At 51.6% G+C, this 19,824-nt stretch carries 16 protein-coding genes; 2 read left to right on the top strand and 14 right to left on the bottom strand.

The features are described 5' to 3' along the window. Window positions 1-135: 135 nt before the first annotated feature. The 5 genes from CLFS41_RS13245 to CLFS41_RS13225 all read right to left on the bottom strand — a co-directional run bounded on the left by CLFS41_RS13245 (window position 136) and on the right by CLFS41_RS13225 (window position 6,416). Window positions 136-1,203 (bottom strand): ABC transporter substrate-binding protein, encoded by a 1,068-nt coding sequence (locus CLFS41_RS13245; protein WP_007858214.1) that lies wholly within the window; start codon window positions 1,201-1,203, stop codon window positions 136-138. A gap of 143 nt (window positions 1,204-1,346) precedes the next feature. Continuing rightward, window positions 1,347-2,747 (bottom strand): ATP-binding protein, encoded by a 1,401-nt coding sequence (locus tag CLFS41_RS13240; protein WP_007858223.1) that lies wholly within the window; start codon window positions 2,745-2,747, stop codon window positions 1,347-1,349. 37 nt (window positions 2,748-2,784) lie between these two features. Next, window positions 2,785-3,471 (bottom strand): response regulator transcription factor, encoded by a 687-nt coding sequence (locus CLFS41_RS13235; RefSeq protein WP_045092666.1) that lies wholly within the window; start codon window positions 3,469-3,471, stop codon window positions 2,785-2,787. A gap of 172 nt (window positions 3,472-3,643) precedes the next feature. Then, window positions 3,644-4,639: a dipeptidase gene (locus tag CLFS41_RS13230; RefSeq protein ID WP_045092529.1), complete on the bottom strand. Its 996-nt coding sequence runs from the start codon at window positions 4,637-4,639 to the stop codon at window positions 3,644-3,646. A gap of 115 nt (window positions 4,640-4,754) precedes the next feature. Further along, the gene (locus tag CLFS41_RS13225) at window positions 4,755-6,416 is read right to left on the bottom strand and encodes a SulP family inorganic anion transporter (RefSeq protein WP_007858230.1); all 1,662 of its coding nucleotides are present in this window, start codon (window positions 6,414-6,416) and stop codon (window positions 4,755-4,757) included. A gap of 207 nt (window positions 6,417-6,623) precedes the next feature. Here CLFS41_RS13225 and CLFS41_RS13220 point away from each other — a divergent pair, with 207 nt between their 5' ends. Then, window positions 6,624-6,959: a helix-turn-helix transcriptional regulator gene (locus tag CLFS41_RS13220; RefSeq protein WP_007858231.1), complete on the top strand. Its 336-nt coding sequence runs from the start codon at window positions 6,624-6,626 to the stop codon at window positions 6,957-6,959. A 14-nt stretch (window positions 6,960-6,973) separates the two neighbouring features. Beyond that, window positions 6,974-7,891 carry a DUF2812 domain-containing protein gene (locus tag CLFS41_RS13215; protein ID WP_045092528.1) on the top strand — a complete coding sequence of 306 codons (918 nt, stop codon included), beginning with the start codon at window positions 6,974-6,976 and terminating at the stop codon, window positions 7,889-7,891. Window positions 7,892-7,958: 67 nt separating this feature from the next. Here the strand turns inward: CLFS41_RS13215 and CLFS41_RS13210 are convergent, their stop codons facing one another. From CLFS41_RS13210 to CLFS41_RS13170, 9 genes are all read right to left on the bottom strand, one after another. Beyond that, window positions 7,959-9,134 carry an ABC transporter permease gene (locus CLFS41_RS13210; RefSeq protein WP_007858239.1) on the bottom strand — a complete coding sequence of 392 codons (1,176 nt, stop codon included), beginning with the start codon at window positions 9,132-9,134 and terminating at the stop codon, window positions 7,959-7,961. Further along, window positions 9,088-9,852 (bottom strand): ABC transporter ATP-binding protein, encoded by a 765-nt coding sequence (locus CLFS41_RS13205; RefSeq protein ID WP_007858240.1) that lies wholly within the window; start codon window positions 9,850-9,852, stop codon window positions 9,088-9,090. The genes CLFS41_RS13210 and CLFS41_RS13205 overlap by 47 nt, the downstream gene beginning before the upstream one ends. Window positions 9,853-9,909: 57 nt before the next feature. Further along, on the bottom strand, window positions 9,910-11,682 hold the full coding sequence (locus tag CLFS41_RS13200; protein WP_045092527.1) for an efflux RND transporter periplasmic adaptor subunit: 1,773 nt from the start codon (window positions 11,680-11,682) through the stop codon (window positions 9,910-9,912). A gap of 16 nt (window positions 11,683-11,698) precedes the next feature. After that, entirely contained in the window at window positions 11,699-12,868 is a 1,170-nt protein-coding gene (locus tag CLFS41_RS13195) for an S-layer homology domain-containing protein (protein WP_045092526.1), read from the bottom strand. Window positions 12,869-13,075: 207 nt separating this feature from the next. Then, a complete protein-coding gene (gene cls / locus CLFS41_RS13190; protein WP_045092525.1) occupies window positions 13,076-14,626 on the bottom strand; it encodes a cardiolipin synthase in 1,551 nt (516 codons plus the stop codon). A 102-nt stretch (window positions 14,627-14,728) separates the two neighbouring features. Continuing rightward, on the bottom strand, window positions 14,729-15,154 hold the full coding sequence (locus CLFS41_RS13185; RefSeq protein ID WP_007858246.1) for an Rrf2 family transcriptional regulator: 426 nt from the start codon (window positions 15,152-15,154) through the stop codon (window positions 14,729-14,731). Window positions 15,155-15,269: 115 nt separating this feature from the next. Then, window positions 15,270-16,979 carry a VanW family protein gene (locus tag CLFS41_RS13180; RefSeq protein WP_045092524.1) on the bottom strand — a complete coding sequence of 570 codons (1,710 nt, stop codon included), beginning with the start codon at window positions 16,977-16,979 and terminating at the stop codon, window positions 15,270-15,272. Window positions 16,980-16,983: 4 nt separating this feature from the next. Continuing rightward, window positions 16,984-18,405 carry a cytochrome c biogenesis protein CcdA gene (locus tag CLFS41_RS13175; protein ID WP_007858250.1) on the bottom strand — a complete coding sequence of 474 codons (1,422 nt, stop codon included), beginning with the start codon at window positions 18,403-18,405 and terminating at the stop codon, window positions 16,984-16,986. Between the two features lie 36 nt (window positions 18,406-18,441). Further along, window positions 18,442-19,818: an FAD-dependent oxidoreductase gene (locus CLFS41_RS13170; protein WP_045092523.1), complete on the bottom strand. Its 1,377-nt coding sequence runs from the start codon at window positions 19,816-19,818 to the stop codon at window positions 18,442-18,444. Window positions 19,819-19,824 lie beyond the last annotated feature (6 nt).

Raw genomic sequence — 19,824 nt, 5'->3', positions numbered from 1 at the left:
ATCTATCACATAACCAGTTTTAACCAAAAAAAGATTGCTCCTGAACGCTAAAATGGGGTGCCGCAGGTTCCGGCGGATCTTCATGTCCGCCGGAGCCCCGCAGCACCGCCTTTGGGAAACATCCTGATACAAATATTACTTCAGATTAGATACATCGATTCCAAGTGTGGAAGCTGTCTCCTCATTGACTGTCAGCTCACACTTTTCAGCCGGAAGGTACTCGATTGGCATATCGGCCGGTGAAGCTCCCTCAGTAAGGATCCTCACTGCCTGCTGGCCGGTCATGTAGCCCAGCTGGTAGTAGTCGATCCCGTAAGTTGCAAGACCGCCGTTCTCCACCATTCCGGACTCTCCGCAGATAACAGGAAGTTTGTTGTCCCCTGCAACCATGCCCACCGTGGTCATACCGGCCGCAATGGTGTTATCCGTTGGCGCGTAGATGGCATCCACCTTGCCCACCATGGACTGCACAACGGTCTGGATCTCATTGGAACTGGATACGGTGAAATCCTGGCTGGTCATTCCCGCCGCCTCAATGGCTTCTTTTGCCATCTGTGCCTGGATCTCGGAATTGGACTCTGCTGAGCAGTACAGGATCCCCACTTTTTTTGCATCGGGAAGGATCTTCTGAAGCAGCTCCACCTGCTCCTTTACAGGGGTCAGGTCAGAGGTTCCTGTTACATTGCCCCCTGGCTTTTCATTGGTATCCACAAGGCCTGACTCAGCAGGGTCGGTCACTGCTGTCACAAGCACGGGTGCATCTGAAACAGCGCCTGCCACGGCCTGTGCTGCCGGGGTCGCAATGGCCAGGATCAGATCCTTTTTGTCATTAGCAAATTTGGATGCAACGGTCTGGCAGGCGGACTGGTCGCCGGATGCGTTCTGCTGATCCACCTCATATGCGATTCCCGCATCATCCAGGGCTGCGATAAAACCTTGGTTTGCCGCATCCAGAGCCGTGTGCTGGACCAGCTGAAGGACGCCGATCTTATAAACCGTGCCGTCCGCTGCCTGTGCAGATGTCTCCTTGGCTTCCCCGGCATCTTCCTTGGATGTCTCAGCCGCCTCTGCAGCGGTTGCCGCTGCGGTATCTGCCGCCGTGGTGTCTGCTGCTGTCCCTGCCGTGCTGCCGCCGCATGCGCTCATGGACAGAACCATGGCACCCGCAAGCACCAGAGACATGATCTTTGATGTTTTTTTCATAATGCTCTCTCCTCTTTTCATCCCATAGATTGCTCCCGTTCACGGATGTTTTCTATCATACTACAAAAAAATTCCGCCGTCAATTTTATTACTTTAAATTCCTGCGAATTTAAAGCGATAAAGTGTATTTTTTTGCGTACAATCTATTTTTCACAGCGGTTTAAGGGGAGAGAGACTACAAATTCCGTGCCCTGTTCCAGCCTGGAGGTCACATGGATGGTTCCATGATAAAAATTCACAATATGCTTCACAATGGAAAGTCCCAGGCCCGTGCCTCCCTGTTTGCGGCTGCGCCCCTTATCCACGCGGTAAAACCGCTCAAAAATGCGGTCTAAGCTCTCCTCAGGGATCCCCATTCCATTGTCCCGCACCCGGATGACCATGTTGTCGTCCTGCTCCCGGATATTGATCCAAACCTGTCCTCCTGGGTGATTATATTTTACCGCATTGCTTAAAAGGTTGGTGAGAAGCTCTTTGATCTGCTGGACATTGGCCTTTATGCACAGGGGCTGGCAGTCCACATGCATGAACACCTGGCTGGATGCCGCCTGGGGCTTTAAGCTGTCCATGATCTCCTCCAGCAGCACGCTGATGCGCACATCGGTCATCACCACCTCCGCATCCTTTGCCTCCAGCCGGGAAATCATCAGGATATCATTGATAAGGCCTGTCATATTGGCCGCCTCCTTCTTAATCCTCCTGGCAAAATCCATTTTCATGGACTCATCCTGGATCATCCCGCTCTCCAGCAGTTCCGCATATCCCTGGATCGAGGTAATGGGGGTCTTCAGCTCATGGGATGCATTGCTGAAAAATTCCTGGCGTATCTGTTTTTCCCTGTCGATCTGGCTCAGATACTCCTTCACATTCTGGGACATATTAGTGATGGTCTCGGCAATGACATTGATCTCCGGATACTGGTACCTGTCAAAATGCAGCTCCGTGTAATCCCCCTTTACCTGCAGCATTTTCCTGGAAATATCCCTCATGGGCCTGGTGACCGAGGACACAAACCGCTGGGTGGTGATCAGGGAGCACAGCATAGCCGCCCCAAAGCTTACAATGGCGGCAGGCAGCAGCATGGGAAGGTATTCGCTGATGCCCGAATAGGGTACGGCCAGCCGCAGGACCATGTCGGCGTGGTCCGACCGGCAGGCCACGTAAAGCATGGTCTTCCCCAGGGTGCTGGAATACCTTCTGGCATGCCCTTCCCCCTTTTCCACCGCCATCCGTATCTCTTCCCTGCCCAGATGATTGTCCAGATACTCCGCATCCGCATCCGAATCCGTGATAACGGTTCCGTCTGTCCTGATCAGGGTGACCCGGCTGGAATCCTGGTCTGTAAATGCCTCCAGCTTGTGCATCTGGCTCATCAGGTCCCCGTCATAATCCAGTATGCTGTCAATGGCCCTGATGGTGTATTTCATGTCCCGGCTGGACGTGGTCAGGATCATATTGCTGCTGGCAATATAAAAGATGACGCTGTTAATACACAGCGCCGCTAACAATACAAGAATAAAGCGTTCCAATATGGCTTTACGCATGATCTCCTCCTAAGGTAACTCCAACATACTCAGCGAGCTATGCTTCCGCCTTGATCATGCGGTAGCCCACTCCCCTGACCGTCTTGATACAGGATCCCCCCTCTTCGCCCAGTTTCTGGCGCAGGGTACGTATATGCATATCCAAGGTCCTTGTCTCCCCGTCATACTCATAACCCCATATCCGGTTTAGCAGTTCATCCCTTGTTACCACCCGGGACTGGTTTTCCAAAAGATATACCAGAAGTTCAAACTCCTTCAGGGTCAGCTCCGACACCCGGCCGCTGCTCATAACCTCCCTGGTCTTTCGGTTTACGGAAATCCCCTGGTAAGACAGTACGTCCCGTTCCTCCTCCCTCCTGGTCCTGCGCAGCAGGCTTCGGATACGGGCTGACAATTCCAGGACCCCAAAAGGCTTAACCATGTAATCGTCCGCCCCGCAGTCCAGTCCAACCACTTTGTCCAGTTCCTTTTCCTTGGCGGTCAGAAGCATGATGGGAATATCCTTAAGTCCTTCTGAAAGCCTGACCTGCTTGATCGCCTCAATTCCGTCCATCCCCGGAAGCATCCAGTCAAAGATGGCAAGGTCCGGCTTTTCTTCCTTCATCCTTGCCAGGCCCTCCTCGGCTGTCTCAAACCCTTCCGGATCATAGCCAAAGCCCTCCAGGGCAATCTTTAACAGGTTCCTGATATTCTCATCATCCTCTATGATATAAATCCGTTCCATCTCTGCTTCTCCGCCTTTCTGAGTATGTAGCTTCCACGTATAAGACTGCCATCCGTGTACAAGGCTGCCATCCGTATACACACGGCCGTGCATGGAAGATATGTAAACAGCATACCAAATGCAAGTAAAATCCGCCCCATGGAATTGTAAAATCTGCGTAAATTTTTTACGATCAGAGGATTTCCCTGTATAATCCCAGGACATTTTTATAAAAAACAGCCTCTATGTCCGACTGGGAAAAGCCTTCCCTGCTCATGGCATCTGCCAAAAGGGACAGCTGGGATGCGTCCTTCATCTCCAGTTCACATTCGATCCCGTCAAAATCAGATCCCAGGCCCAGACAGCCGATTCCGCCTATGTTGCGGATATGCTTCATGTGATCCACCATATGGGAAATGTGGCTGATCTCAGATTCTCCCTCTGCAAAATCGTGTAAAAAGCAGGAGTAGTAATTAATCCCCACCACTCCTCCCCGCTCCGCCAGGGCGCGTATCATCTCATCAGTAAGGTTCCTGGCATGGGAGGCAACTGCCCTTGCATTGGAATGGCTGGCCACAAACGGTTTTTTTGTATGGCGGAACACATCCCAGATCCCCGCATCGTTTAAATGGGAAATGTCGATGATCATTCCCAGGCGCTCCATTTCCCGGACAAACCGGACCCCTGTTTCTGTCAGGCCGTTTTCCGTGTCCGCCACCAGACGGGAACGGCCATTTTCCTGCATTTCCCTTTTGTTTGGAAATGCCAGTTCATTTGGATAGTTCCAGGTCAGGGTCATCATCCTGACACCCAGCCGGTAGAAATTGCGTAAAAACCCCAGTTCCCCCTGGCAAACGCCTCCCTCCTCAATGGTCAGAAGGGCCGACATCTTTCCCTGCTTCCAGTTCTCCTCAATATCTTTGTAGGATTTTACAATACCGATCATATCCCTGTGGGCTTCCATCTCATTATAGAATGTATCCAGAAGCTGCATACAGTATTCAAAGGGCTTCCCCTCCGCCCGGTCCAGATTGGTATATAGGGCAAAGTTTTGGAGCCCGTAATCACCTGCCTGCATTTTCTTAAGGTCGATCATCATGGAATTCTCCAGGATCGATGCGTTTCCGCCCGCCCTGTGATCCTTATATATTTCTGAAATGGTGTCACAATGCATATCAACAACCTTCATACCTGTTCCTCTTTTCCCGGCCCTCCCTGCATGTCTTCCTCATTCCCTGTCATGGAGCCGTTTTTGTACTCTCAATCTATTCGGGACCGCGTCAAATTATTCAGTCACTCACAGTCTATACTGATTCAGCTGTTCTGTCAATCATGGCAGCGCGGCTTAAGGCCGCGTCAATAGAGACAGCTATATTATCCCTGCCGATCTCCAGGTCAAAACCGGACTTTTCCATCACTGACATGGGCTGCTCATTGACATGGGACAGGATCATTGTGATGTGTGCTTTGCGGCACCGGGCATGAAGCTTTTTCAGGCTGTTTAACGCAGTTGCATCCATGGCTGGAACACTTCTCATGCGCAGGATCAGGACCTGTTTCTTTGTGTCAAGGGGAATCTGGGCAATCTTGTCCGCTGCGCCAAAAAACATGGGGCCGTCCACCTCAAACACCATCACATGCTTTGGCACCGGCTTTAAGTCAATTCGTTCCCTGTCATCCCCTTCCCTGTCATCCTCCTCATACTTCCATCCATATATATCGGAAACATCAGACATCCGTTTCATAAACAGCAGGGAGGCCAGGACCAGCCCCACTCCGATGGCCATCACCAGATCAAACACCACGGTGAGGAAAAATGTGATCAGCAGTACTGCGGTATCGCTTTTGGGAGAGGTCTTTACCACATCCAGAAATTCCCTCCACTCGCTCATATTATACGCCACCATAAAAAGGATGGCGGCAATGGCCGGCATGGGGATCAGAGCCGCATAGGGCATAAGGAAAATAAGGACTAACAAAAGGACGGCGGCGTGGACCATACCGGCCACCGGTGTGCGCCCCCCGTTCTTAATGTTGGCCGCAGTCCTGGCAATGGCTCCCGTGGCCGGGATCCCGCCAAACAGGGCGGAAGCCGCATTGCCCGCTCCCTGGGCGATCAGTTCCATGTTGGAATTATGCTTTCCTCCCACCATGCCATCTGCAACCACACAGGATAAAAGGGATTCAATGGCTGCCAGGACCGCAATGGTCAGAGCATCAGGCATGACCCTGCGGACCAGTTCAAAGGAGATCTGGGGCAGGTGAAAAGCGGGCAGGCTGGAGGATATGGTGTACAGATCCCCAATGGTATTTACTCTCAGATCCAGGCCTTTTACCAGCACGGCGGAAACGATCACCGCCACAAGCGAGGGGGGTATCTTCTTAAAAAATCTGGGCCATATAATAAGGATTCCCAGGGACAGCGCCCCCACCGCTACCGCCATGGGGTTAAAGGTGCCTGCACAGGCAATGACTTCATGAAGCTTTTCCATGGTCTCCACAGGGGATGTTTCAAATGTCAGTCCCATAAAGTCCTTGATCTGCCCAATGAATATGGTGACAGCAATACCGGTGGTAAAACCAGTGGTGATAGTATATGGAATGAACCGGATCAGGCTTCCCAGGCGCAGCACGCCCATAATGATCAGCAGAATGCCGGCCAGGATCGTGGCCACCGCCAGTCCCTCCGTCCCATTTTTGATCACGATACCGGCAACAATGGTGGCAAATGCAGCGGTGGGCCCTGCGATCTGCACCTTGCTTCCCCCTAAAAAGGAGATCACAAAGCCGGCCACAATGGCAGTGTAAAGGCCCTGTTCCGGCGTCACACCCGAAGCAAGGGCCAGGGCGATGGACAGCGGGAGGGCTATGATCGCCACAATAATGCCCGATACCACGTCATTGACAAACTGTTCTTTGGAATACTGTTTCATGGACAGAAACAGCTGCGGTGTTAAATCTTTCATACTCTTCTCCTACCCTTTTGTATAATTATAAAAATTCTATAAACAGCTTTACTATAAATGGTAACCAAGGGTCATATCAAGAGCTTTTTTTCATGTTTCTCATCTAATACAAAACATACTTGACTATATCGAATATCGATATTATAATTATTATATCGAATATCGTTATAGCGTATCATACCAGCAACTAAGAAAGCAGGTGACAACATGCCGCGGATACAGTTTCAGACCCTGACGGAACCCATGTACTATATACTGCTGATCCTCCAGGAACCGCATTACGGGTATGAAATCATGCAGGAGGCTGCAGCCCTTACCCAGAACCGTGTACAGATTGGAGCCGGCACCCTGTATGCGCTTCTGGCACGCTTTGAAGATGAGGGGATGATACGGCAGACCGCAGTGGCGGACCGGAAAAAGATTTATTGTCTTACCGGCCACGGTCACCACATTCTTATGACCGAATATAAACGTCTGGTATCCATGGTAGAGGACGGCCGCAGCCGGCTGAAACCGATATGGGATGACGAGCATCTCAAATGATGGGAGGTTTTACGATGAGAGGTCTTGGAAATGAACAATATGACGCACAGTGGGAGATTCCGTTCCATATGACCGAATACAAAAAGCTGGAACGTTTTTTAGAAGAAAAGGCCATGGAGGGCTATATGATCGAGGGATTTACCCCCTTTTTCCAGAATGGATATTTCAGCTATCTGACGCCCGGCAGATACCACTTCTGCGTGGACATCTACCCTAAGAAGATTACGGCAAAGCTGTTGGCATCAGATGAATTTAACGAGTACCTGGACGCCTGCAGGACCAGCGGATGGACGCCGAAGACCTATTATAAGAATCTGGTGATCTTCTGCTCTGAGGCCGGCCAGCGGCCCATGGAACTTCAGACCGACCGGGCGCTGGCATATGAACTGCTGCGGGATACCACTCTGCGCACGGAAGAAAGGCAGCTTTTTGTCCTGTTCCTGCTTAACATCGCCCTGTTTGCATTTTTTATTCCCTCAAGCGTGTCCATTGCAAAGGAGGGAATGGATGCCGGCACACCGTTTTACCCTCACCTGCTCTATGTGGCCGCCCTGCTGGGTGCCGATGCCCTCGTATTTTTCAGCCGTCTAAAACGCCATATGGAAATAAAAAAAGCCCTGCGTGAAGGGCTTCCCCTGCCAAAAGGCAGGATGCAGACCCTGAATTGCCTCACCTGCATCCTGTTCCCCATGGCATTTTCCGCAGCGGTCATCCTCATGCTTTTGACCAGCCGTTCCTTTGTCCTGGCAGGCATAGGGCTCCTGCTGCTGTTCGTCTTCCTGATGCTGTGTTTCCCTCTGAGGGCCAGGACCATGGCTTGGCTTGGGCGTCTTCCCCTGTCAAGGAATGACCGGGTATCTGCCGCCGTATTTGCCCTGATCTATGTGGCAGCCTTCTTTGTGCTGATCGGTCTGTACCGGTGGCTTTCCTGAAATCCCTTGTCTGTGACCGGGATAATCCAGCTTCCCCGCCTGTTTTATTTTGCACGCCCACATCCCTCTACTCACTTCTGAGCGCATCGATGGGGTTTAAATTAGCAGCCCTGTTGGCCGGCATATATCCGAACAAAAGGCCGATGCCCACCGACACGCTGAAGGATATGGCGATCGCAGCAGGAGTAGGCGTTGCCGTTATCCCAACAGCTGTTCCCACCAGTGTGGTGGAGATACAGCCAATGAGGATCCCCACAACCCCTCCCAGGGAACTGGTTACCGCTGCTTCTATGACAAACTGGCGCATGATGGTCCCTTTGTCGGCTCCCAGGGATTTCCTGATCCCGATCTCCCTGGTGCGCTCTGTGACAGATACCAGCATGATGTTCATAACCCCCACACCTGCTACCAGCAGGGAGATGCCTGCGATCCCGCCTAACATGGCGCTCATCATGGCAATCTGTTCATTCAGGGAATCCAGCATCTCGCTCATGGCAGTGACCCGGTACAGATCATCATCCTTAAATGTCTCATAGAGGAAATCTTCGATCGCCGTAACACAGTCATCTGACAGGTCAGTATCCACCGATGTAAAGGTATAGCTGCTTATGACCGCGTTCCTGGACATTTTAACAGCCACGCTGTAGGGCAGCCAGACAAAATCATCTGTGCCCCCGTCATCCATGTCGTCCTCCTCCTGAGCCACCACACCCACGATCTTAAATGAATATCCCCCGATTTTAATGGTCTGGTCCAGGGCGCTTTGGGCGCTGCCGTAAAGCTCTTGGGCCACAAATGCTCCTATGACGCAGACCTTCTGCCTGGACATGATATCCGCATAGGAGATATTCCGTCCGGCTTCCATTGTGTATTCCTTTAAATCCAGATACTGTTCGCTGTAGCCGCCCACACTGGTGGAATCCATCTCATCCGTACCGTGCTTTACCGTGGTTGATAAGCTTACATTGGGGCTGAGTTGGGCAAACAGATCCGTATTATCCTCATAGAACGCATACATTTCATCTACATCCAGGGAACGCGAGGTCAGGTTGGTCACGCTTACATTGATCTGATTTACGCCCATACTTGCAAAACTCTCCACCACACTGCCCATGTAGCCGTTTACAAGGCTTACCAGAATAATGACTGCCGCAACGCCGATGATAATTCCCAACATGGTCAGGAATGAACGCATTTTATTGCCCCATATGCTCTTTAGAGCCAGCTTGAATGATTGAAGCATAGTCTTTTACATCTCCGTCAAAATTGATCTTCCCATCTGCGATCCGCACCACCCGTTTTGCTTCCATAGCAATGGAATTGTCATGGGTGATCATCACAATGGTGTTGCCCTCGTTGTTTAGCTTCTTTAAAAAGTTCAGCACATCCCTGCTGGTCCTGGAGTCCAAGGCTCCGGTGGGTTCGTCCGCCAATATCAGGGACGGATTTCCGGCCAGTGCCCTGGCTATGGATACCCTCTGCTGCTGGCCGCCGGACAGCTGGTTGGGAAAGTTCCTCCATTTGTCCTCAAGGCCAACCCGCTCCAGTGAAGCCATGGCCCGTTCCTTACGCTCCGCTGTCCCCGCCCCCGCATACAACAGGGGAAGTTCCACATTTTCCAATATATTCAGCTTGGGCAGCAGGTTGTACTGCTGGAAAATAAATCCGATCATACGGTTTCTGACTCCGGCCAGCTGCTTATCCGTCATATCGCTGACATCCTCGCCGCCCAGATAATAATCCCCTTTTGTGGGCACATCCAAAGCGCCTATAATGTTCATCAGCGTGGATTTACCGCTTCCCGACTTTCCTACAATGGCCACAAACTCTCCACGGCGGATCGTAAGGTTTACATCATCGCTGGCCCGTATCTCTTCACCGCCCAGATAATAAATCTTATAGATATGATTCAGTTCGATTAACGGTTCTCCCAAGGAGGCCGACTCCTGTGTCATCTCCATACATATGGTTTCCTTTCTCACTTCATCTAAAGGGGCCGCTGATCCGAATTGCCGAAATTACCTTGGACCGCCGCCCTGGCCGCCACCGCCGCCTGGGCCGCCCTGGCCGCCTCTGCTGCCCTGGCCGCCGCCACCGCCGGGACCGCCTCCCATGTCCATCATAAAGACGCTGGTGTTGGATGTACTGGTTTCCGCCACATATACCACATCTCCCTCTGACAGTCCGCTCTTGATCTCCACATAGGAATCGCTGACCAGGCCGGTTTCTACTTCCACTGCCCGGAATCCGGCCGGAACAGGACCTGCCTGCTGGGTCACCGTGTCATCCTTTACATAGACCTGGTTGCCCCGCATCAGGGCATCTGACGGAATTGCCAGAACTCCTGTTGCCTCATCCAACGTGATCACTCCGTCCACATTCATTCCCGGAAGAAGATCTCCCATCTCATCCATGGTCACCGTAACCGGATAGGTGGTCACTCCGTTGGAGTAGGTGCTTTCCAGGCTTACATTGGTCACCGTGCCCGTATAAGTCTCCCCCTCAAGGGCATCCGCTGTCACCGTCACCTTCTGTCCCACCTTTACGCTTAAGATATCCAGTTCGTCAATGGACATTTCAAAGGTAAGTCCCGAAAGATCGTAAATGGTGGCAACCGTGGTAGTGCTGCTGGTATTCCTTGATATATTATCGCCCACCTTATAGCTTTTAGTGATCACCTGACCGGATATGGGAGCGGTTATGGTGTAGTCATCATAGGTGTCCTGGGTGTTGTCCAGGCTGCTCTGGGCGCTCTCCACCTTTTCCTCCGCATTTTCCATTGCATCTGAATAGGTTTCGATCAGATCCTCTGCTGTCTTTGTGGTCATCAGGAAAACAGGAGTTCCCACAGTCACGTAATCTCCCTCATCCACCAGAAGGGATGCCACCTCCACGGTGGCCGACAGCTCTGCGTTCATGGTGGTGTCTATGGTGGCCATAAAAGTGCTGTCCTCGCTTCCCACGAATTCACCGATCTGTGCCGTTGCCCTTGTGGATGTGGTAAGACCGCCCGGATTTGCCGCCTGGATGGTTACATTACGCACCATACGTCCTCCTGTAAGGGCCACTTCCTGGTTGGCTACTGCTGTCACCGTACCCGCCACCTGCTCCCCTGTATCCACCAGTGTAAGAACCGCCCCCATTCCCGGCGCAATCAGGGCTGCCTCCCCGGATAAGAAGGGAATCCGTATTTTCATCACATCATCGCTGTAAAGCTTGGCAATGGTAGTGTTATTGCTCACCTTGCTGCCCGCGCTGATGTTCAGCTCACTGATATAACCTGTTTCAGTGGCCTTGTATGTATTGCCGCTGTAATCGCTGAGGGCCTCATTGTATTCCTGTACCGCCTTTTCATAATCCTTCTGGGACCGTTCCAGGGAATTCTTGGCATTGCTCAGCTGTGACTCCACGCTGGTCCTGTCAATCTCGTAGAGGACCTGCCCTTTTTCAACCTGGTCCCCCTCCTCAAAATCAGCGCTTATGACCTCCCCCTCCGCCAGGGCCGTTATGCTGTAGGAATCCTTGGCCGACAGGGTCCCTGATGAGGACAGTTCTGAAACAATATCCCTTGTCTCCACCGTAGCCGTATTCACGGCATTTGCCTCTGCAGCCGCGGTTCGGGCAGCCTGCCTGCGCTGCAGCACCACCACTATGACCACGGCGGCAAGGACCAGCATCGCAATGATGAGCTTCAGCCTGTTTTTCTTTTTACCCTTTTTCTTCGGCTTATCCGTTTCCCCTGCCTGTTTTTCTTTTCGTTTTAATAATGCCTTTATGCTGGTCTTTTCCATAAGTCACCTCGTCCCATTAGTATTCGATGGCATCCACTGCCGTGTAAGAGCCGTTGCTCTCATTGCAGACAAGAACCACCTCATCACCCACTTCCAATTGTCCGTAGATGGAGAACAGATACTGCAGTTCGGAAGAATTCAGCTCCACTGTCAGGTAACCGTCACTGTCCAGGGAATCATCCGTGTCAAAGTCATCATCTGAATTGTCCTCATCAATCTCAATCCGGACAGAAGTGGGAGTCATAACATCTGTGGACTTATAGTAAATATTCTTGATCTCGCCTTTTAACAGCACATAGGAGTTGTTGCCTGATGAGTCGTCCTGGTCCCAGGCACTGGTTGTATAGGCCCAGATGGTCTTGGATTTTACATTGTAATAGATAACAGCAAATCCCGCATCCTTCTGGGACAGTTTAACAGACTCCAGGGTACTGGCCACCCCATTAAGGAATACATTGGCATTCTCCGTATCAAAGGGAACAGACTGGGCCACGCTGAAGCCTTTTCTTACAAGGATGGGGCCCTTGCGCTCGTCCTCCAGGATACTGATGGGGTTGATTTCCCCATCGCTGTTTAATTCGCAGTCCAGAACAGCGCCGTAGATACTGCTGCTGTCCTTGGGAGTGGTTTTCAGAAGGTTATAAAACATGTTCATACAATCCGTCTGGTTCAGCACCTCATCCCCCTGCCGGTTTACCTCCTCGTTTAGTTCCAGGTAATTAAACTTGGAGATCCTTGAGGATGCCAGATCACCGGTAAAGTCCTCATCCGTATAGCCCAGCATGGTCAGAAATGCTTTTACGGCATCCTTGTATGTTATGTACTCATCCGGTTTAAAAAGGCCGCCCAGAAATCCGCTCATCCATCCCTGGGACGCCGCGATCCTGATATATACCGCATTGGGGTTGGTGCTGGGCACATCGGCAAAAACCGAAACGCTGACAGCGGGCAGATTCTCACGGTAGCTGGAGGCATTGACCAGCATCCTTGCAAAATCCCCTCTTGTAACCTGTTCCGTATAGTTTGTCACATTTAAAATTCCTGTCAGATTTACCACCTGTTTTCTCATATCAAAATTGGCAGATGAAGTATCCGCCATCACTGTAACAGGTGCTGCCCCGGTGATCCCAGTGATGATTGCCAGAGAACCGCTTAAATACCGGCAGGCTGCGCATCGTCTGTTCATATCTCTTGCTCCTCTCAAATCAATGGTTGGAAAAATAGCATAATTAATACTCTCATACTCTACCATCATAATGTGTTCATTTTGTGATATATAATGGATATTTTTAGGTTCATTGTCTGATTTTTCTAAAATCCACAAATCAAAAAGGACATACCTCTATGATATGCCCTTTAAGGATCTTTTGGTCATATATGCTGCCTCTTTTCCCTACATAAGAGGCGCCACCAGACGCATGAGGCGTCCCAGCTTCTTTCCTCCCCAGCTGTAATTCTTACAGTTTTCCATAGTGATAAGGGCGCATGTTTTAAGGGTATCCTGATAGTCCTGCTCCACAGCCAGGACCACCGGGTTCCTGTAAATATAAGAAGCGCATTCAAAATGCAGGTACAGGCTTCTGAAATCCAGGTTAATGGTACCCACCACCGCCTTCTCGTCATCGCTGACAAATACCTTGGCATGGACAAACCCCGGCGTATATTCATAGATCTTGACTCCTGCCTCGATCAGCTCCGGATAATAGGTCCTGGCCAATAGGTAGGCATACTTCTTATCCGGGATATGGGGCATGATAATGGTCACGTCAATGCCTCTCTTGGCAGCATAACACAGGGCATTCTCCATCTCATCATCTAGGATCAGGTAGGGGGTCATGATATGGACATAGTTCTTGGCCTGGTTCAGTATATCCAGGTAGACGCGCTCTCCCACCTGCTCCCTGTCCATGGGACTGTCGCCGTAAGGAAGAACAAATCCTCCCCGGTCCCCTGCTCCTGCCACTTCAGTCCCCTTGGGAAGCACATAACGGCTGAAATCATCCTGCTGCCGTTCAGTCACATTCCACATCTGAAGGAACATCATGGTAAAACTTAAAACCGCATCACCCTTCAGCATAATGGCCGTGTCCTTCCAGTGGCCGAACCGTACCTTGCGGTTGATATACTCATCCGCCAGGTTCACGCCTCCGGTAAAGGCAGTGTGTCCATCGATCACAACGATCTTGCGGTGGTCCCGGTTATTCTGGTAAGTGGACAGGGTGGGCTTTATGGGTGAAAACATCTTACAGCGGATTCCCTTGGCCTCCAGCACTTTGGGATAATGATAGGGAAGCAGCATCAGGCAGCACATCCCGTCATACATGACGCGGACTTCCACCCCTTCCTTCACCTTTTCCTCCAGTATTTCCAGAATGCTGTCCCACATGTAGCCGCGCTCAACAATAAAATATTCCATAAAAATAAAGCGCTCCGCCTGCCTCAGTTCCCGTTTCAGCGCCTCAAACTTGTCCTCTCCCAGGGAAAAATATTCCACTGAGGTATTCTCATACACAGGATAACCTGCGCAGTCCTTCATATAGTCGATCAAATGGCTGCTTCGCAGGCTGGATCTCCTGATCTTCTCCTGCACTGACGGATCCTGCTTCAAATAGGGGGCCGTTGCCTTGATGGTGGTGCGAAGGCGCCTGGCCAGCAGCTTTGTCTGGAACTGCATCTGTACAAAGATATAGAGCAATACCCCAAACACGGGGATTACAAGAACGGGCACGATCCATGCCATCTTAAAGCTGGAATTAATGGGCTCGTTAAATATATAGATGATCACAACAGCACTGAGCAGGATGGACACAGCATATATGATGTGCACATAGTCCTCCAGCCACCGGAATACCCCAAACAGGATTCCCAGCTGTATGGCCATAAACAGGATCACAAATGCAGTCCTGCCAAAAATAATCCTGAACAATCCGCGCAGTTTTTTCATTTTGCATGCTCCTCTTTTGATTTTTGATTTTCCTATTATCTCATGCCTTGTTTTTAATTGCAACACGAAAAAAGGCGCTGCGGCCTGACTGGAAACATCCAATCAATTTGCAGCAGCCTTCCCGAATATCTTCTTATCCAGATCAGCTATGGTAACATGTGTCAGCCGTTCCCGGCAGCACTGGTCCAGATCATCATAGAGCCCATCCATCACTCCTGCCATACCGGAAGAGATCAGGCAGCTCATATGTGGATTCCCGCTTTTCCATGAAACGGTCACAAAGGGGGTTTCCAGGGCATCCGCCACCATGGTCAGATTGATCTCCCTGCTGTCCCGGTGAAACAGATACCCCCCGTCCACCCCTTCCTTTGTTTTTACTAAGTCGGCCTTTTTCAGCTTGGCCATGACTTTGCGGATTCTGGCCGGATTCGTACAGACATTCTCTGCCAGCCCTTCACTGGAATACACGGTTGCCTTATGATTCAGAAAGACCAGTGCATGTACTGCAATTGTAAATTCGCTTGTCACTGTATCATTACTCCCCTTTCGCTCTGGCCCGTGCCAGAGTTATTCTCTGTAAAATCATACCATTTTTTCTCAGAAAATGCACTGGTTTTGTCCGCGTTTTTTTAAATTCATGGGCCTATTGCCCCGGCGCTGCCAATTCCGGAGCAAAAGAGCCCTGGTTTTTCCCTCCCGGCGTTTCTGCAGCCGGCCCGCCTTCGGCCGGTCCGTCTGTGCCTGGTCCATTTCCGCCGGACCCATGCTCCGCCTGCCCTGCGCCATCCTGCAGGTTGTGAACTTTCTGGCCTGCGGTTCCCTGATCCTGGCTTTCCTGCCCCCTGGTCCCCTGGTCCTGGCTCACACTCCCCTGGACGGACTCCGGTGTATTCCCGTCTGAATGTTCCTGGCCCGCGTCTGAATGTTCCTGACCCGTACCTGTCTGTTCCTGACCCGTACCTGTCTGTTCCTGACCCGTACCTGTCTGTTCCTGATCCATACCTGTCTGTTCCTGGTTCGCGCCCGGCTGGGCAGCCGAGTTTCGCTGGATCCTGGCCGGTTTGGCCTTATAGGTGCTGGTATGCAGTGCTGTCTCCTCCACAACCTTTCCGTTTTCCTTTAACTGGCGGTAGGTCTTCCAGACAGAACCCGGCTGGGCCTGTTCAATGACCTTTTCTTCTCCATATGCCAGCTCAGGATTCTCCTCATAGATTGGTTCCGGCGGCTCTACGTCCCTGACCTTTTCGGACCGGAGTGAGACATCCTTTCCGTTCTCCAGCACCGGAAGTCCCACAATGGAAAGCTTCAGCTGGTTGCCGCTAAAGGAGGCCCTGAGTCCCACAGAGGCATCCCCTGTGTTCACAAACCGCAGATCCGGTCCCGCATAGCCGTCAAAACTGACCATGGCATCCTGCCCCTTTTCAATATAGCTGGGGGCAAAACTGTGAAAATTCCGTTCCGTTGTCTTAAATCCCGAATTAATGATGGCATGGTACAGTGTGGTGGAAACCTGGCAGACGCCTCCGCCCGGTTCCTCGATCAGCACGCCGTTCCTGTACGCGCCTGCGGGCTGGTACCCCTTGTCACTGGTCCGGTTGCCGGTGGTCATGTTAAATGAAAACTCCTGTCCGGGTTTCAGTATCATCCCGTCAATGGCCTCGGCCGCCAGGCGTATATTCTGGTTCCTGTTCTTATTGTTTGTAGTGGTTGTGGCAAATGTGCCGATCACCTTGTACTGTTCCTTGGCCTGCGCCCGTGTCCTTTTTGGGGCAACTGTCTGAAAGACCGCCTGGACCTGGGTCTGCAAAAGGGGTCCCTCCACGGCTTTCATCAGGTCCCTGACCAGCTGGTCCTGGTCCAGGGCACGGCCGTTTGATTCTTCCGAATACCCGTAGGAACCCGTTGTCTTGTCAAATGATTCCATCTGTGAATCCACCGGCTGACGGTCCCATTTTTCTGCAATCTCAGCTGCCTTTTTTGTAAGCTCAGCCTTTATGGCATGGGTATCCGGATCCTCTGCCCATTGGGCGGGGACTTCTATTTCCACCACGTCCTTTACATCCACTACCTGAATGCTCCGGGATTCCCTTTTCGTTTGTTCCTGATCCTCACGGCCTTCCTTTTTGGACTGCGGGGCCGGACCGGCCGTATCAGGGCTTTCTGCATCAGGACTGGAGCCGGAGGTTTCCAGGCTTACCTGGACGCCCTCTGCCTCATGCCCCCTGACCGACCTGAGTTCCATCACGCCGTATATCACGGCGGCAGCTGCCAGAGCTGACAATAACCATATCCTGCCCCACATATATCCATTTTTTCTGTAATGGTATCTCCTTCTGGCCCTGCCTTTTCTCATTGTTCTATCTCCGCTTTCCTTCCATTGTCTGTTTAATGATATTTTCCATCATATCTTCATTCAGCTGCCCGCTGGCATATCCGAATACATTTCCATCCCTGTCGATCATGAACGTGGTGGGGTAGGAAAACACGCCGTAGGACATGAACACATCACCTGTGGTATCCATAAGCACAGGATAGGTATATCCGTTCTCATCCAGGAATTCCTTGATTCCTTCTTCTGATTTCTCGCCGCCTATATTAGGACTGGCCACGCCCAGGATAATAAGGGCGTCATCGCCTTCCGTATCATATGTCTCGTACAGTTTCTGGATATCAGGCATCTCGGCCCTGCAGGGAGGACACCATGTGGCCCAGAAATTCAGGAACACGGTCTTCCCCTTATAATCCGACAATGTATGTGTGTTGCCATACTGGTCCGTAAGGGTAAAATCCACTGCCGGAGGATTGGCTGTATCCCCTGGGCTTTCACTTTCCTGTCCAACTGCGTCCGCCTGGCCTTCCGTCTGCGCAGACGGGCCGCCTGACTGGGTTTTGTCACCGCCATCCGTGTCCCCGGACTCCTCTGAAGGCTGGCCGGCATCCGCTGCAGGAGCCGCGGGGTCTTCGCCCGGTTCATTTCCCTGCCCTGACGGGCTGCTTTCATTGCCGTTCTCCCCGGCAGTCTGACCAGCCTCAGTGCCAAAGGGCGCCTGGAACTGGGAAAGATAACCGGTCACTGCATTCATTCTTCCGGTAAACATGAGAACACCCATAAATACCATCAGGATCCCGCCGATCTTTACCGTGTATTTCACCACATTCACATGAGTCTTAAAAAATTCCAAAAGGGACGTGGTAAACAGCCCCACTGCCAGGAACGGCAGCACGAAGCCCAATGTATAGACGCCGATCAGTCCAAAGGCCATTGCCTTGGTGCTGGCCGATGCGGCCATGAGCAGGACGCTTGCCAGGGCAGGGCCTACGCAGGGCGTCCAGGCAAAGCTGAACGTAAATCCCATGATCAGCGCGGTTACCGGGGACATGGCCAGGGTATCCAGCTTAAAGGGAAGCCTGCGCTCCTTGCCAAGCACCTGGGAGGTGCCGAAAAATCCCAGCTGATAAAACCCAAAGAGCACCACGAGGATCCCACCGATCCTGGCAAACATGGTCTGGTTTGTCTTAAAAAAGTTTCCCATTGCCGAGAATCCGAACCCCAGCAGGAAAAACGCAAAGCTTACCCCAACCACAAAGCAGATGGTATGAAGCATAACCTTTCCCCGCTCATAGTGAATCCGTCCGTCCTCTCCCCGTTTTCCGGTTCCTCCTGACAAATACCCTATGTAAAGGGGCAGCAGGGGCAGCACGCAGGGCGAGAAAAAGCTGACCAGCCCTTGAAGAAAAACGGTCATAACAGGTACGCTTACATCTAATGAAAATCCCATATAGTACTCTCCTTATTCATTGCTTATTATATATGATCAGACTGCAAACAGGTCATTAAAAGCCTCGCTCATGGTGGGATGGGTATAGATCGCATCCCGGAGAACGGTGTAGCTTACCTTTGCATCCATGGCCAGTTTTATCATGTTTATCATCTCGTAGGACTCTTCACAAAACAGATGGGCTCCCAGGATCAACCCCGTCTCCTCATCGATCACTGCTTTTAACAGTCCTGCCGGCTGCTCCAGCACCTGGGCCTTTGGAATGGCTGCCGCCGCAAGCCTGGCTGTCTTTATCCTATACCCGGCCTTTACGGCCTCCTTCTCACTGAGTCCCACCCTTGAAAACGGCGGATCCAGGAACACGCTGTAAGGGACAGCCCCCCGTTTTTTCAGATCATAGCTTCCATCTCCCAGGACAGCGGATCTTACGATCCTGAAATCATCCAGTGAAATGTATGTAAACTGGAGTCCTCCCCGCACATCCCCCATTGCATAGATATGGGGCGCTGTGGTGGCAAGGGTGTCATCTGTAATGATGCCTCCCCTGGCATCCGTCTTTACACCGGCCGCTTCCAGGTTAAGACCCTTCGTGTTGGGTCTGCGTCCTGTGGCAACCAGGACCGCATCTGCCTGAAGCCTGCGTTCACCTTCCCTGGTGTCTATGACCACAACGGCCCTGTCTTCCTCCTGCTCCGCTGCCTTTACCTTTACTCCGGCCAGGACACGGATCCCCCTGTTCTCAAGGGAAGCTTTTACCGCTGCAGCGATCTCCTCATCCTCCCTTGGGAGAAAAACATCTCCATCCTGAAGTATGGTCACTTTTGAGCCAAAATTTGCATAAATGGAAGAAAATTCTACGCCAATATATCCGCCGCCAATGATCACCAGTTTTTCAGGCAGCTCCCTGCGGCTTAGCAGCCCCTCGCTGGTATAAACATAAGGGTTATCCTTCAGGCCTTCAACGGGAGGGATAAATGCCTGGGATCCCGTATTAATGAATATCATTTCCCCTTCCACCTGGAACACATCCTCATTGTGCGCCACCTCCACAATATGCGGGGATACAAACCTTGCATTCCCGTCAATAACCGTAATATTAGGGTTGCTGTCCAGCTTCTGGTAGTTTTTCCCTCTCAGTCTTCCGGTCAGATCCTCCTTCTGCTCCATGGCCTCCCTGTACGCGGCGGACCTTTCTTCAAATGTTTTCCCGGCTGCTGCGGCCAGTCCGGCGCGATAGACTAGTGATTTGGTAGGAATACAACCCACATTAATACAGGTCCCCCCATACATCATAGAAGAACGCTCAATCAGGGCAACGGTTTTGCCGGCCGCCCCCAGGGCCCCGGCCATGGTCTTGCCGCCCTTGCCAAAACCGATTATAACTGCATCATACTTTTTAAGATTCTCCTTCATGCTGCT

This window comes from Clostridium sp. FS41 (genome assembly GCF_000954015.1).
In the GTDB taxonomy this organism is placed as follows: Bacteria; Bacillota; Clostridia; order Lachnospirales; family Lachnospiraceae; genus Enterocloster; species Enterocloster citroniae.
This window is presented reverse-complemented; position numbering and strand designations above follow the sequence as displayed.